This is a genomic window from Pseudomonas sp. LBUM1643, from assembly GCF_059716215.1.
In genome coordinates, this window is sequence record NZ_CP166813.1 from 18,704 (window position 1) to 32,237 (window position 13,534).

Sequence of the window (13,534 nt, forward strand, 5' to 3'; positions counted from 1 at the left end):
GTTATCCACAGCTTATTCCCGTTTGAACGGGGCTCATAACGATCAAGGATGATCCATGACACTGCCAGCCGTGACACCAGTATCCCCTGCGGAGCTGGAAGCCCGTTTACGCCTGCACCGTTTGCCTGAACTCGGTCCTGCGCGATTCAAGAAACTGCTCGAAGCCTTCGGTTCGGCGTCCAAAGCGCTAGGCGCACCGGCGAGTGCCTGGAAGTCGCTGGGTTTGCCTTTTGCTTGCGCAGAGGCTCGACGAGCCGTTGAAGTTCGTGACGGCGCCAGTCATGCATTGGCCTGGTTAGAGCGTCCGGGCCAGCATTTACTGATGTGGGACCAACCTGACTATCCGGCGCTGCTGGCCGAAATCAGCGATGCGCCTCCTCTGCTATTCGTGGCAGGTGATCCAGGCATTCTGGAAAAGCCGCAGTTGGCGATGGTGGGCAGCCGCCGAGCATCACGTCCGGGAATGGACACTGCCGCAGCGTTTTCCCGAAGCCTGGCGGGTGCCGGTTTTGTCATTACCAGTGGCCTGGCCTTGGGAATTGATGCCGCAGCGCATCAAGCAGCAGTCGATGTCGGTGGTCGAACGGTCGGGGTACTTGGCACGGGTCTTGAAAACTTTTATCCACAGCGCAATCAACGCTTGGCCGACGCCATGATCGCGTCCGGTAGCGCGGTCGTTTCTGAGTTCCCGCTGGACGCCGGACCCACCGCCAGCAACTTCCCCCGGCGCAACCGAATCATCAGCGGTTTATCCCTCGGGGTGCTGGTGGTCGAGGCGAGCGTTGCCAGCGGTTCGTTGATCACCGCGAGACTGGCAGCGGAGCAAGGTCGCGAGGTGTATGCGATTCCAGGATCGATTCATCATCCCGGCGCCAAGGGATGTCACCAACTGATCCGCGACGGTGCGGTGCTGGTTGAAACCATCGAGCATATTCTTGAAGCGTTACGCGGCTGGCAACAATTGCCGTTGTCTTCAGAGACACCGCCCGTGAGTCATCCATTGCTTATCCTGCTCCATGCGGCGCCGCACACCAGCGAAGCTTTATCCATCAGCAGCGGCTGGGCTTTGCCGAAAGTGCTGGCCGCTTTGACGGAGCTGGAAATGGACGGCAGGGCCGTTTGTGAAAGCGGGCGCTGGTTTGCGCGGGTGAGCTAGGTTTTACAAGGAAGAACGGTAAACTGCGCAGAGCCTTATTCCGGAGAGTTTTTCATGGTCAACAGTTGGCGTGTGCAACAAGCCGCGCAAGCCGTTCGCGCAGGAGCGGTCATTGCCTATCCAACCGAAGCGGTGTGGGGGCTGGGATGTGATCCGTGGGACCAACAAGCGGTAGAGCGGCTCCTGATGATCAAGGGTCGGTCCATGGAAAAGGGACTGATTCTGGTGGCCGACAACATTCGGCAGTTCGACTTTCTTTTCGAAGACTTCCCAGAGCTGTGGATGGACCGCATGGCCAGCACCTGGCCGGGACCGAATACCTGGCTGGTGCCGCATCAGAACCTGTTGCCCCAGTGGATTACCGGCGTGCATGAAACCGTGGCGCTGCGCGTCAGCGATCACCCGCAGGTCAGGGATTTGTGTTCGCTGGTCGGGCCGTTGGTGTCGACCTCGGCAAACCCGCAAGGCAGGCCGGCGGCGCGTACGCGGATTCGCGTCGAGCAGTATTTCCGTGGACAGGTTGATCTGGTCCTGGGCGGAAACCTCGGCGGGCGCAAGAACCCGAGCGTGATTCGGGACCTGGCCACCGGGCATGTTGTGCGCCCGGATTGAGACCGAGTCATCGTTCATCGCTGGCAAGCCAGCTCCCACAGGATTTTGGTCGTCCACATAACATGTTTACGACACTGAATCCGTGGGAGCTGGCTTGCCAGCGATGGCGTCCTCAAGGCAACAGAACAGTCGAACCCGTGGTACGCCGCGCTGACAACTCCGTCTGCGCCTTCGCCGCATCAGCCAAGGAATATTTCTGGCTGATATCCACTTTCAACTTCCCGCTGCTGATCATCTCGAACAGCTCATCCGCCATGCGCTGCAGGTTTTCGGCGTTGTTGGCATAAGTGGCAAGTGTGGGACGGGTCACGTACAGCGAACCCTTCGCCGACAAAATCCCCAGATTCACGCCGTCCACCGCGCCAGACGCATTGCCAAAGCTCACCACCAGGCCGCGAGGCGCAGCGCTGTCGAGCGACGTCAGCCAGGTGTCCTTGCCAACACCGTCATACACCACCGGGACTTTTTTGCCGTCGGTCAACTCCAGCACGCGCTGCGCTACGTTTTCGTGGCTGTAATCAATGGTCGCCCAAGCGCCATTCGCTTTCGCCAAGGCGGCTTTTTCCGGGGAGCTGACGGTGCCGATCAACTTCACTCCCAAGGCTTTGGCCCACTGGCAGGCCAATGAACCCACACCACCCGCGGCAGCGTGGAACAGAATGGTCTCGCCACTCTTGAGGTCATAGGTTTGGCGCAGCAGGTACTGGACGGTCAGTCCTTTAAGCATCACACCGGCCGCCTGTTCGAAACTGATCGCATCAGGCAGGTGCACCAGATTAGCGTCCGGCAGGACGTGAACATCGCTGTAAGCACCCAATGGGCCGCTGCCGTAGGCCACTCGATCACCGACCTTGAAACGGGTGACTTCACTGCCGACTGCCTCGACCACCCCCGCGCCCTCTGCGCCCAGGCCCGATGGCAGGGCCGGCGGTGCATACAGCCCGCTGCGGAAATAGGTGTCAATGAAGTTCAAGCCGATGGCCTTGTTGGCCACGCGTACTTGCTGCGGGCCGGGTTCGGCGGGCTGGTAGTCGACGTACTCGAGCACTTCTGGTCCGCCGTGGGCGCGGAACTGGATACGCTTTGCCATCAGAACTCTCCTTAAGGTCTTGGCTACGAGTGTTGTAGCGCGAAGCCGTCTATCGAACTCCCAACCTTGATCTTCGTCAACTGCGGTCGAACAGGGTGCGGTGTTATCCTACGCAGCAATTTGCCGCCGGCCATTCGTGCGCCGCGTAGCTTTGCCCGATTCAAGGTGATGACATGACGACCCGCACCGAGGCCGTAAAAGCCTACCTGCTCGACCTGCAAGACCGCATTTGCGCTGCTTTGGAAGCCGAAGACGGCGGCACGCATTTCGTCGAAGACGCCTGGACCCGGACAGCCGGCGGTGGCGGCCGAACCCGAGTGATTGAAAACGGAGCCCTCATCGAAAAAGGCGGCGTCAACTTTTCCCACGTGTTTGGTAGCGGTCTCCCACCGTCTGCCAGCGCTCATCGACCAGAACTGGCCGGCCGTGGCTTCGAAGCGCTCGGCGTGTCCCTGGTGATCCACCCGCACAACCCGCATGTACCGACTTCCCACGCCAACGTGCGCTTTTTCATTGCTGAAAAAGAAGGAGAGGAGCCGGTCTGGTGGTTCGGTGGTGGCTTCGACCTGACCCCTTACTACGGTAATGAAGAAGACTGCGTTCACTGGCACCGCGTTGCCGAGCAGGCGTGTGCACCGTTCGGCCCGGATGTTTACTCGCGCTACAAGGCGTGGTGCGACAGTTACTTCCACATCAAGCATCGCCACGAACCGCGCGGTATTGGCGGCCTGTTTTTCGATGATTTGAACGAGTGGGATTTCGACACCAGCTTCGCCTTCATGCGCGCCATCGGTGACGCGTTCATCGACGCGTACCTGCCGATCGTTCAGCGCCGCAAGAACGATGCATTCACTGCCAGGCAGCGCGAGTTCCAGGAATTCCGTCGTGGCCGTTATGTCGAGTTCAACCTGGTCTACGACCGCGGTACGTTGTTTGGCCTGCAATCGGGGGGGCGTACCGAATCGATCCTCATGTCCCTGCCTCCGCAAGTGCGCTGGAGCTATGACTGGAAGGCCGAACCGGGTAGCGAAGAAGCACGCCTGACCGAGTACTTCCTGCAAGACCGCGATTGGTTGGCCAAGGCCTGAAGGAGCACTACCGATGGACCGTTACGTCGTATTCGGCAACCCGATTGGCCACAGCAAATCGCCATTGATCCATCGTCTGTTCGCTGAACAGACCGCGCAGCAATTGGACTACAGCACCTCGCTGGCGCCGCTCGACGATTTTTCCGACTTTGCCCGGGCGTTTTTCCGCGAAGGTCGGGGGGCAAATGTCACGGTGCCCTTTAAGGAAGAGGCCTATCGCCTTGCTGACAGCCTGACCAAGCGGGCACAACGGGCCGGTGCGGTGAACACCCTGAGTAAACTGGCCGATGGCACGCTGCTGGGCGACAACACCGACGGCGCCGGGCTGGTGCGGGATCTGAAGGTGAATGCCGGTTTCAGCCTCAAGGGTAAGCGCATTCTGTTGCTGGGCGCCGGTGGCGCAGTGCGTGGCGCGCTTGAACCGTTACTGGCTGAACAGCCTGCTTCGGTGATCATCGCCAATCGCACGGTGGAAAAAGCCGAGTTGCTGGCGGAGCTGTTTGCCGATCTCGGTCCGGTATCAGCCAGTGGTTTTGATTGGTTGAAGGAATCGGTGGACCTGATCATCAACGCGACCTCCGCGAGCCTGTCGGGCGATGTTCCACCGATTGCCAGCAGCTTGATCGAGCCGGGCAAGACGGTGTGCTACGACATGATGTACGGCAAGGAACCGACTTCGTTCTGTCGCTGGGCCCAGGCGCATGGCGCGGCCGTGGCAATGGACGGGTTGGGGATGCTGGCAGAACAGGCGGCGGAAGCGTTCTACCTGTGGCGCGGCGTGCGCCCGGACACGGCGCCGGTGCTGGCTGAACTGCGCCGGCAATTGGCGCTTTAGAACGTTGTGGCGAGGGAGCTCGCTCCCGCTGGGCTGCGAAGCAGCCCCAAATTCTGCGGGCGCTTCGCACCCGAGCGGGAGCAAATTATCCGTCGTTCTCAATAATTTGTTTCAATCTTCAAACCGGATCGGGCAGTGTTCCGCGCCCTCCAGTTTTCTTAATTCTTCCACCACCTGAGGCCGAGCCCGCCGCAGGGTCAGGCTGCGATTCTGTTTCAGCAGGCGTCGCGCTTCCTGGTGGAGCATTTCGACTCCCGAGTAGTCGATGAAATTGATCTGCTGCGCCTCGATCACCACGCGCTCACCGTGCATGCGTTGCAAGCGCACCTGCAGGTAATGGCTGGCGCCAAAGAAGATCGAACCACCCACGCGCAAAATGTCCTCGTCGCCCTCACGCCAATGCTGCACCCGCGGTTGCGAGGTGCGCTTGAGGTAGAAAAACAGCGAAGCCAGCACCCCGGCGTAGATCGCCGTCTGCAATTCCAGCAGCAGCGTGGCGACACAGGTCAGCGCCATCACGACAAATTCGGCGCGACTGACCCGCAATAGCGCACGAATGCCGCGATGGTCCACCAGCCCCCAGGCGATCAACAAAATACTGCCGGCCATCGCTGGAATGGGAATGTGCGCGATCAGCGCCGCACCGAAAATCGCGAACAGCGCTACCCACAACGCTGAAAACACGCCAGCCAATGGCGAGCAGGCGCCCGCTTCGTAGCTCAGGCCCGAGCGAGTAAACGAGCCGGCTGACAGTGAACCGGAAAAAAATGCGCCGACGATGTTCGATAAACCCTGGGCGCGGACCTCTTGATTGGCATCAAGCAGTTGCTGCGATCGCGCCGACAGGGAGCGTGCGATCGACAAACTCGTCACCAGCCCAAGCATCCCGACCGCCACTGCGCTGGGCAGCAAGCGCAGGATCAGGTCCAGATCCAGCGGCACCGGGCTGAACGGCGGCAGCCGTCCGACAAAGGCACTGACCAGTTTCACATGACCGAACATCGATGGCCAAAGCCATACCAGCAGCCCTGCCAGTACCAGTGTGATCAACAGCGTCGGCCAGCGTGGCAGCAGCCATTTCAAGAAGACGCCCACGACAACGGTCGCCAGGCCCAGTATCAGTGAGGCCCTGTCAAATTGACCGAGGTGCTGGAGCAGCGTCATGAAACTGTCCAGCGCCGTGGCCTGACTGGGCAGGTCCAGCCCCAGTAAATTCGGCAACTGACCGATCGCAATCACCACCGCCGCGCCTAGCGTGAAGCCCAGTACCACGGAGTGGGAGACGAAATTCACCAGGGCGCCGAAACGCAGCAAGCCCAGCAGCCACTGAAAAATACCGGCCAACAACGTAAGCAGCAGGATAAGGGTGATGTAGTCCTGTGAAGCAGGAACGGCCAGAGGGCTGACACTCGCGTACAGAACAATGGAAATCGCTGCGGTGGGACCACAAATCAAATGCCACGACGAACCCCAAAGACAGGCGATCAGTACCGGGATGATCGCCGCGTACAAGCCATACTCCGGTGGCAGACCGGCGATCAGGGCGTAGGCAATAGACTGCGGTAACGCGAGAATCGCACCGCTCAGGCCGACGACAAGGTCGCGCCCGACGCTGGCGCGGGTTTGTCTGGGCAACCAGCTTAAGAAGGGGAAGAGCGAATGGCGGCTGGGGAAGGCCATGGGTCCTCTCGGGTGGGGTTTTGCGCAGGGTAGCAGGGTCAACGCAATCATTGTGGCAAGGGAGCAAGCTCCTTCGCCACAGGGAGATTCCTTACAGCTTGGCTTTCACCGCCGGCAACGCGTCTTTACCATCAACCGTCTTCACGCCATCAAGCCATTTATCCAGCACTGCAGGATTAGCCTTGATCCAGGCTTTAGCGGCGTCCGCATTGCTGACTTTCTTGTTCACCACCTCAGCCATGATGCTGTTCTCCATTTCCTGGGTAAAGCTCAGGTTGGCGAGCAACTTGCCAACATTCGGGCAGGCCTGTGCATAACCTTTTCGGGTCAATGTATAAACCGCGCCGGTATCGCCAAAGTATTTCTCGCCACCCTTGAGGTAATGCATCTTCAGCTGCACGTTCATAGGGTGCGGGGTCCAGCCGAGGAAGGTCACGAACTTCTGTTTCTTCACGGCACGTGACACTTCCGCCAGCATCGCCTGTTCGCTGGACTCAACCAGTTTCCATTGGCCCAGGTCGAAATCGTTTTTCTTGATGATGTCTTGCAGCGAGATGTTCGCTGGCGCGCCAGAGCCGATGCCGTAGATTTTTTTCTCGAACTTGTCGGCAAATTTGTTCAGGTCGGCGAAATTATGCACACCCGCATCCCAGACGTAATCCGGTACCGCGAGCGTGAACTCGGTTCCGTCCAGGTTCTTCGCTAATTGAATGACATCGCCGTTGGCGACGAACTTGTCGTAAAACCCCTGCTGCGCGGGCATCCAGTTGCCCAAAAATACATCGACCTGGCCGTCCTTGAGTCCCCCAAACGTTATCGGCACCGCAAGCGTGTCGACTTTGGCCTTGTAGCCCATGCCGTCCAGCAAAAATCCGGTAATGGCGTTAGTCGCGGCGATGTCGCTCCAGCCAGGATCGGCCATTTTCACCGTATCGCAGCTTTGCTCGGCAAAAGCCGAAGCGCTGCCCAGCGCCAATAGCCCGACCGTCAGTACTGTGGATAACCTTTGCATGGACTTCCCCTTAACATTATTGGTTTTGGCAGGGTTGTGGATAACGTGCTTTGCGCTCCAGATCATCGAGGTCGATGTGGTTGCGCATGTACTGCTGACTGGCGTCCACCAGCGGCTGGTGATCCCAGCTCTTCAGCTTGCCGATAGTCAACGCGTCGGCAACAAACCGTCGACGCCGCTGACTCGCGAGCACCTGTTGGTGAATCGCCGGGATATCCCATTTGGCGCGTGCCTCGGCGAGAAATTCCGCTAACAGTGGCTGATGCTGCGGCGACTGACTGAGCTCTTCCTGTTCTCGTGGGTCGTTGTGTACGTCGAAGAGTAGGCAAGGGTCGTCTTCGCTGTAGATGAATTTGTAAGCACCCCGGCGAATCATCATCAACGGGCTGATGGTGCCCTCTGCCATGTACTCGCCAAACACTTCGTCGTGCCCGCCCTGCCCCTTCAAGTGTGAAACCAGCGAGCGCCCATCCAGCGGCAATCCAGGCTCGAGCGAACCGCCAGCCAATTCAACAAAGGTTGGCAGCAAGTCGGCAGTGGAAACGGCCGCGCTGATCCTGCCCGCACCGAACTGCCCAGGCGAACTGATCAACAGCGGCACGCGGGCCGCCATTTCGAACCAATGCATTTTGTACCAGAGCCCGCGCTCACCGAGCATGTCGCCATGGTCCCCTGAAAACACAATGATGGTGTCATCAATCAAACCCGTATCTTCGAGGGTTTGCAGGAGTTTGCCGACATTGCTGTCGATATAGCTGCAAGCTCCGAAATAGGCGCGACGTGCGTCACGAATCTTATCCACAGGCAGCGGCTTGTCCCATAGGTCGTAAACCTTCAGTAGTCGCCGGGAGTGCGGGTCCAGGTCGGACTGAGGCGGTGTTTCAGGAAGCGGGATGTCGGCGTCGTCATACAGGTCCCAAAAGGCTTTTGGAATGGTGTACGGATCGTGTGGATGCGTCATGGAAACGGTCAGGCAGAAAGGTTGATCGCCGTCCTCGCGGATGTGGTCAAACAGATATTGCTGAGCCTTGAACACCACCTCTTCGTCGAAATCCAGCTGATTGGTACGCACGCACGGACCGGCTTGGAGCACCGATGCCATGTTGTGGAACCAGGTAGGTCGTACGTCCGGTTCGTCCCAGTTAACCGACCAGCCGTAATCCGCTGGGTAAATGTCGCTCGTCAGGCGCTCTTCGTAGCCATGCAATTGGTCGGGACCGCAGAAGTGCATCTTCCCTGACAGCGCCGTGCGATAACCGAGGCGACGCAAATAGTGAGCATAAGTGGGCACATCGGCGGGGAAGTCAGCCGCGTTATCGTAGGCGCCGATCTTGCTCGGCAACTGGCCGCTGACCAGGGTAAAGCGCGACGGCGCGCACAATGGGCTGTTGCAATAGGCGGCGTCGAACACCACGCCTTCGGCGGCGAGGCGGCTGAGATTGGGTAATTTGATTGGCGAAGGACCGTAGAACGGCAACATTGGCGCGGCCATCTGATCGGCCATGATGAAAAGAATATTCTTGCGCTTCATGTGATCGCGGCATTCCATAGTGAATATTTATGCGAGAGTGCTGCGACCGAGCATGGGATCCATAGAGTTTGAGGTAAAGCCCATGCCAAGCAATGACTAGGATAAGCACAGCTTATGTATGACGCCCTTGGTGATTTGTCCCTCGACCTGTTGCGCGCATTTGAAGCTGCCGCGCGCCAACGAAGTTTTACGGCTGCCGCGGCGGAGATTGGCACTACGCAGCCGGCCATTAGCCAGCAGATCAAACGACTGGAGGATCAGCTCGCCATCCGCTTGTTTGATCGTATCTATCGCGGCATCGAGTTGACCGAGGCTGGCGCTATCCTGTTTGAGCAAGTTCAACTCGGTTTGCAGAATATCGATGCAGGATTGAGCGCGATCAGTACACAGAACCAGCACGAGGTGCTGCAGGTCGCCACCGATTTTGCCTTCGCCGCCTATTGGTTGATGCCGCGACTGCACCGCTTCCACGCGGCGCATCCCAATGTTGATGTCAGTCTCGTCACCAGTGAGCGCAGCCAGAACATGCTGCGTACGGATATCGATGTCGCCGTTCTGTTCGGGGAAGGTCGTTTCAAGCAGGGCGAGAGTCATTGGCTGTTCAGCGAAGAAGTTTTCCCGGTGTGCAGCCCGCTGTTATTGAAGGACCGACCCCTATCCTTGCCCGTCCACTCATTGCTTGAATTTCCGCTGTTGCACTTACGGGGTGAAAACGGCAGTAACTGGTTTGATTGGAGCGGCGTTTTTCGCGAGTTGGGGATCAATTCGGCACCCGCGCCCGGGCAGCTGCGTTTCGACAACTACACCTTGCTCATTCAAGCGGCGATCGGCGGTCAGGGCGTTGCCATTGGCTGGCGCCACCTTGTGGATAACTTGCTCGCCCAGGGATTGTTGTGCCGACCCATCGCTGAAACGGTTATTTCGCGGCTGGGCTATTACGTTGTCCTGCCCCAGCGCAAGCGGCGTGGGGTGTTGATTCGTCAGTTCGTGGATTGGTTGATGGCAGAGCAGGCCAATAGCGCGCAGTCGCTGAATGGGCTGCCGTTGCCTTCGATTGCGGTGTGAGCTTACAAAAGATCACAAGATCGCAGCCTTCGGCAGCTCCTACAGGGATCGCGTGCTCAAGTCGGGCCAATCAAGCGATGCGAAACTTGCACTTGCTCGGTGAGGCTCAAGACAGTATCTACACGAGCACGCGATCCCCTGTAGGAGCTGCCGAAGGCTGCGATCCTTTGATCTTAGTGGGCCGAAGCCGCAACGAAACTCACATGCTCACCCACGTGCAGGTTCAGATGCAGCTCATCGGCAATCCCCACCGCGACCCTGTTCAACCGTTCAAGTGGCTCGGCCAAACCGGGCTCCAGACTGCTGCTGACCTGGCTGAAATGTTCAATGGTCAGCCCATGCACTCCGCGCGGCGCGTTGACCATCGTCCATTGCAATGAGCTGCTTTGCAGGGCTTCGCGAATTTCTTCAGCAGCGTGGCGTTGCAGGCGATCTTCTATATCCGGATCGTCCAGCAATTCGAAATCGCCCACCAGGAACAGCCGGGAAATGTTTGATGCCTGCATGCCCTCGATCAACGCATCGACCGCCAGCACTTGCTCGACCGGTCCCGGCACGATGGTTTTTTCCACGTATTCACTGTTGAACGGCAGCCCCGGTGCGTCTAAAAGACAGACCACCGCCGAGCTGCCTGCAACGCTCTGCTTGACACGTTCGGCATCAAACAAGTCACCGCTCTTGGCGCGCAAGCCTGGTCGTGGCGCGAGCGCTGTCAGGTCGTCGAGAATGGCGATCACTTCGTGCTGGCGCCGTAGCATTTCAGCCATCAGCGCACTGCCCAGGCTACTCATGGCACCATAGAGCACCACTTTCACAACGGGCGTTTCGGCATTTTTCATGGCTGAGCTTCCTTGATTCCTACGTATATGGCGTGTGACCTGTGGGAATCGGTGAGGGTTCGACTGGGTTTCAGAGGTATTCAGATGCAACGGATCAAGGGGTATCACGCCCATGTGTATTTCGACGCCAACAGCATCGATCAGGCGCGGGCCTTGTGTGAGCAGGCGGCTCAGTTGTTTGCGGTGAAGATGGGGCGCGTGCATGAGCGTCCGGTCGGGCCGCACCCTGACTGGAGCTGCCAATTGGCGTTCGAACCGCAATACATTGGCGATGTGTTGCCGTGGCTGGCGCTTAATCGCAAAGGGTTGGTGGTGTTCCTGCACCCGGACACCGGTGACGATCTGCTGGATCACACTGATCACGCGATCTGGATGGGCGAGGTCCGGCCGTTGAACCTGTCGATGTTCTGATCAGAGCGTTTCTTCGGGCTCAGAGGGCAGGTGTTCGTCCAGGTGCAGCCAGGGCAAACGGCTGTCGGTCCAGATGTGCCGCTCTGCTGGCGCCTGTTCCGGGTGATCGAGCGTGGCGATCGTAACGTCAATGCTCTCGGGGCTCAGGCGTGTCACCAATGCCAGTTACGCCCCGCAGTTGTCACAGAAATATCGCACACAGCTGGATGATGATTCGTACTGCGCAGGCGTCCCTTTCAGCCATGCGAAGGCTGATGCGGGCGTCGTGATCCAGGTGGTGATGATGCCGCCGCTGACCTTTCGACAGATCGAACAGTGGCAGTGGGCAATGTCGTGCAATGGCCCGCTGAACTGATAGCGCAATTGGCCGCAGTGGCAACCGCCGGTGTGAATTTCGTTCATGACAGGGCCTCCTGTTGTGTATTCGCTGACGCCATCGCGAGCAGGCTCACTCCTACAGGGATCTCCAGTGACCATAAATCTGTGCACGGCGCAGACTCTCCGTGGGAGTGAGCCTGCTCGCGATGGTCGCGACGCGTTCTGACTACCTTCCCCCGCCCGACGACCGGTTGCACATCCGGTCAATGCATTCACCAGCGAAAGCTGGCTGAAAGCTTTCGCGATTAGGATCGCCCTACTCCCGGCAACAGACCGGTTGGCCACTGCCAGTGTTTTATCGCTCGCACGGTCCATTAAACAACAACAATGGTGATTCTGATGTCCTCTGCTTCCCGCCGCTTCGCTGTCACTCCGCCCGTACATCTCGTGCTTCCCGTTCTGCGCTGAGCCCTTCCGGTTCGCCCATTTCCCTTAGCCGCGCTACGCCTGGAGTATTCCCATGCTGACTTTCCTTGGCTTTGCCATGGTCATCACGTTCATGTTCCTGATCATGACCAAGCGCCTGTCCGCGCTGATCGCATTGATCATCATCCCGATTGTTTTTGCCCTGTTCGGTGGTTTTGCACCGAAGATCGGTCCGATGATGCTCGAAGGCATCACCAAGCTTGCGCCGACCGGCGTGATGCTGATGTTCGCCATTCTGTACTTCGCCCTGATGATCGACTCCGGCCTGTTCGACCCGGCCGTGCGCAAGATCCTCAAACTGGTCAAGGGCGACCCGCTGAAAGTGTCGGTCGGCACCGCCGTACTGGCGCTCGTCGTTTCCCTCGATGGTGACGGCGCGACCACTTACATGATCTGCGTCGCCGCCATGCTGCCGCTCTACAGCCGCATCGGCATGAGCCCGCGAATCATGGCCGGCCTGATCATCCTCGCCGGTGGCGTGATGAACATGACGCCTTGGGGCGGTCCGACCGCGCGTGCAGCCAGTGCGCTGCATGTCGACCCGTCCGATATTTTCGTACCGATGATTCCGGCGATGCTGGCGGGCGTCGTGGCAATCCTGGCGATTGCCTACTTCTACGGTAAACGCGAGCGCGCTCGTCTGGGTGAATTGCACCTGGCCGGCGATGAAATCGACCACAGCGAGATCAGCGTTTCGCAGTTCCCGGATGCCCGTCGTCCGAAACTGATCTGGTTCAACGGCGCGTTGACGCTGGCCTTGATGTGCACCCTGATCGCCGGTCTGTTGCCGTTGCCGGTGCTGTTCATGGTGGCGTTCAGTATCGCGATGATCGTCAACTACCCGTGCCTGCAAATGCAGAAAGACCGCGTCGCCGCTCATGCCGGTAGCGTGCTGGCAGTGGTCGGTTTAATCTTCGCGGCCGGTATCTTCACCGGTATCCTGACGGGCACCGGCATGGTCGATGCGATGTCGAAAAGCCTGTTGGCGGTCATCCCGGATTTCCTCGGCCCGTACCTGGCTGTGATTACCGCGCTGGTGAGCATGCCGTTCACGTTCTTCATGTCGAACGATGCTTTTTATTACGGCGTGTTACCAGTACTTGCCGAAGCCGCGAGTCATTACGGTATAACCGCAGTTGAAATGGCACGTGCCTCGATCGTCGGTCAGCCCGTCCACTTGCTGAGCCCGTTGGTACCATCGACGTACTTGTTGGTGGCTCTGGCCGGGATCGACTTCGGTGACCATCAGCGCTTTACCCTGAAGTGGGCAGTGCTGGTGTGCATGTGCATACTGGTTGCAGCATTGCTGATGGGGATTTTTCCGCTGTTCAGCACTCTATAAGCTCAAGACTCACCAAGACGGGTCCAGGCTTTGTTTTTTGAAGCCCGGGCCCTTCGTGGTTTAACACTC

At 58.8% G+C, this 13,534-nt stretch carries 12 protein-coding genes and 1 pseudogene; 7 read left to right on the top strand and 6 right to left on the bottom strand.

The annotated features are described in order from the left end of the window. Positions 1 to 55: 55 nt before the first annotated feature. Positions 56 to 1,156: a DNA-processing protein DprA gene (dprA, locus tag ACA063_RS00090; protein ID WP_497664319.1), complete on the top strand. Its 1,101-nt coding sequence runs from the start codon at positions 56 to 58 to the stop codon at positions 1,154 to 1,156. A 54-nt stretch (positions 1,157 to 1,210) separates the two neighbouring features. Further along, complete coding sequence (gene tsaC / locus ACA063_RS00095; protein WP_497664320.1) at positions 1,211 to 1,768, top strand: L-threonylcarbamoyladenylate synthase type 1 TsaC; 558 nt, start codon at positions 1,211 to 1,213, stop codon at positions 1,766 to 1,768. Between the two features lie 112 nt (positions 1,769 to 1,880). Here the strand turns inward: tsaC and ACA063_RS00100 are convergent, their stop codons facing one another. After that, positions 1,881 to 2,858 carry an NADPH:quinone reductase gene (locus ACA063_RS00100; RefSeq protein ID WP_497664321.1) on the bottom strand — a complete coding sequence of 326 codons (978 nt, stop codon included), beginning with the start codon at positions 2,856 to 2,858 and terminating at the stop codon, positions 1,881 to 1,883. A 173-nt stretch (positions 2,859 to 3,031) separates the two neighbouring features. On the opposite strand from ACA063_RS00100, the gene hemF reads away from it, so the two are divergent. Next, the gene (gene hemF, locus ACA063_RS00105; RefSeq protein ID WP_497664322.1) at positions 3,032 to 3,946 is read left to right on the top strand and encodes an oxygen-dependent coproporphyrinogen oxidase; all 915 of its coding nucleotides are present in this window, start codon (positions 3,032 to 3,034) and stop codon (positions 3,944 to 3,946) included. A gap of 13 nt (positions 3,947 to 3,959) precedes the next feature. Further along, on the top strand, positions 3,960 to 4,781 hold the full coding sequence (gene aroE / locus ACA063_RS00110; RefSeq protein ID WP_497664323.1) for a shikimate dehydrogenase: 822 nt from the start codon (positions 3,960 to 3,962) through the stop codon (positions 4,779 to 4,781). A gap of 111 nt (positions 4,782 to 4,892) precedes the next feature. Here aroE and ACA063_RS00115 read toward each other — a convergent pair whose 3' ends face one another. The 3 genes from ACA063_RS00115 to betC form a co-directional block, all read right to left on the bottom strand. Further along, the gene (locus ACA063_RS00115; protein WP_497664324.1) at positions 4,893 to 6,461 is read right to left on the bottom strand and encodes a SulP family inorganic anion transporter; all 1,569 of its coding nucleotides are present in this window, start codon (positions 6,459 to 6,461) and stop codon (positions 4,893 to 4,895) included. 91 nt (positions 6,462 to 6,552) lie between these two features. Beyond that, the gene (gene choX, locus ACA063_RS00120) at positions 6,553 to 7,473 is read right to left on the bottom strand and encodes a choline ABC transporter substrate-binding protein (RefSeq protein ID WP_497664325.1); all 921 of its coding nucleotides are present in this window, start codon (positions 7,471 to 7,473) and stop codon (positions 6,553 to 6,555) included. A 16-nt stretch (positions 7,474 to 7,489) separates the two neighbouring features. Beyond that, entirely contained in the window at positions 7,490 to 9,004 is a 1,515-nt protein-coding gene (gene betC, locus ACA063_RS00125; protein WP_497664326.1) for a choline-sulfatase, read from the bottom strand. A gap of 114 nt (positions 9,005 to 9,118) precedes the next feature. Here betC and ACA063_RS00130 point away from each other — a divergent pair, with 114 nt between their 5' ends. Further along, positions 9,119 to 10,069: a choline sulfate utilization transcriptional regulator gene (locus tag ACA063_RS00130; protein ID WP_497664327.1), complete on the top strand. Its 951-nt coding sequence runs from the start codon at positions 9,119 to 9,121 to the stop codon at positions 10,067 to 10,069. A gap of 173 nt (positions 10,070 to 10,242) precedes the next feature. On the opposite strand, the gene ACA063_RS00135 is transcribed toward ACA063_RS00130, so the two are convergent. After that, complete coding sequence (locus tag ACA063_RS00135) at positions 10,243 to 10,908, bottom strand: NAD(P)-dependent oxidoreductase (protein ID WP_497664328.1); 666 nt, start codon at positions 10,906 to 10,908, stop codon at positions 10,243 to 10,245. Positions 10,909 to 10,992: 84 nt separating this feature from the next. Between ACA063_RS00135 and ACA063_RS00140 the strand changes: the two genes are divergently transcribed. Continuing rightward, entirely contained in the window at positions 10,993 to 11,319 is a 327-nt protein-coding gene (locus ACA063_RS00140) for a DOPA 4,5-dioxygenase family protein (RefSeq protein WP_497664329.1), read from the top strand. Here the strand turns inward: ACA063_RS00140 and ACA063_RS00145 are convergent. Then, positions 11,320 to 11,721: pseudogene (locus ACA063_RS00145) on the bottom strand (GFA family protein). It abuts the gene before it with no gap. A gap of 436 nt (positions 11,722 to 12,157) precedes the next feature. Between ACA063_RS00145 and ACA063_RS00150 the strand changes: the two are divergent. Continuing rightward, positions 12,158 to 13,465 carry a CitMHS family transporter gene (locus ACA063_RS00150; RefSeq protein ID WP_497664330.1) on the top strand — a complete coding sequence of 436 codons (1,308 nt, stop codon included), beginning with the start codon at positions 12,158 to 12,160 and terminating at the stop codon, positions 13,463 to 13,465. The last annotated feature ends 69 nt before the right edge of the window (positions 13,466 to 13,534 follow it).

What these genes read in the sequence shown, in the direction of transcription:
- betC (WP_497664326.1), bottom strand. Translation starts at nt 9,004, where the DNA reads ATGAAGCGCAAGAATATTCTTTTCATCATGGCCGATCAGATGGCCGCG.
- ACA063_RS00150 (WP_497664330.1), top strand. Translation starts at nt 12,158, where the DNA reads ATGCTGACTTTCCTTGGCTTTGCCATGGTCATCACGTTCATGTTCCTG.
- aroE (WP_497664323.1), top strand. Translation starts at nt 3,960, where the DNA reads ATGGACCGTTACGTCGTATTCGGCAACCCGATTGGCCACAGCAAATCG.
- hemF (WP_497664322.1), top strand. Translation starts at nt 3,032, where the DNA reads ATGACGACCCGCACCGAGGCCGTAAAAGCCTACCTGCTCGACCTGCAA.
- choX (WP_497664325.1), bottom strand. Translation starts at nt 7,473, where the DNA reads ATGCAAAGGTTATCCACAGTACTGACGGTCGGGCTATTGGCGCTGGGC.
- ACA063_RS00100 (WP_497664321.1), bottom strand. Translation starts at nt 2,858, where the DNA reads ATGGCAAAGCGTATCCAGTTCCGCGCCCACGGCGGACCAGAAGTGCTC.
- dprA (WP_497664319.1), top strand. Translation starts at nt 56, where the DNA reads ATGACACTGCCAGCCGTGACACCAGTATCCCCTGCGGAGCTGGAAGCC.
- ACA063_RS00135 (WP_497664328.1), bottom strand. Translation starts at nt 10,908, where the DNA reads ATGAAAAATGCCGAAACGCCCGTTGTGAAAGTGGTGCTCTATGGTGCC.
- ACA063_RS00115 (WP_497664324.1), bottom strand. Translation starts at nt 6,461, where the DNA reads ATGGCCTTCCCCAGCCGCCATTCGCTCTTCCCCTTCTTAAGCTGGTTG.
- tsaC (WP_497664320.1), top strand. Translation starts at nt 1,211, where the DNA reads ATGGTCAACAGTTGGCGTGTGCAACAAGCCGCGCAAGCCGTTCGCGCA.
- ACA063_RS00140 (WP_497664329.1), top strand. Translation starts at nt 10,993, where the DNA reads ATGCAACGGATCAAGGGGTATCACGCCCATGTGTATTTCGACGCCAAC.
- ACA063_RS00130 (WP_497664327.1), top strand. Translation starts at nt 9,119, where the DNA reads ATGTATGACGCCCTTGGTGATTTGTCCCTCGACCTGTTGCGCGCATTT.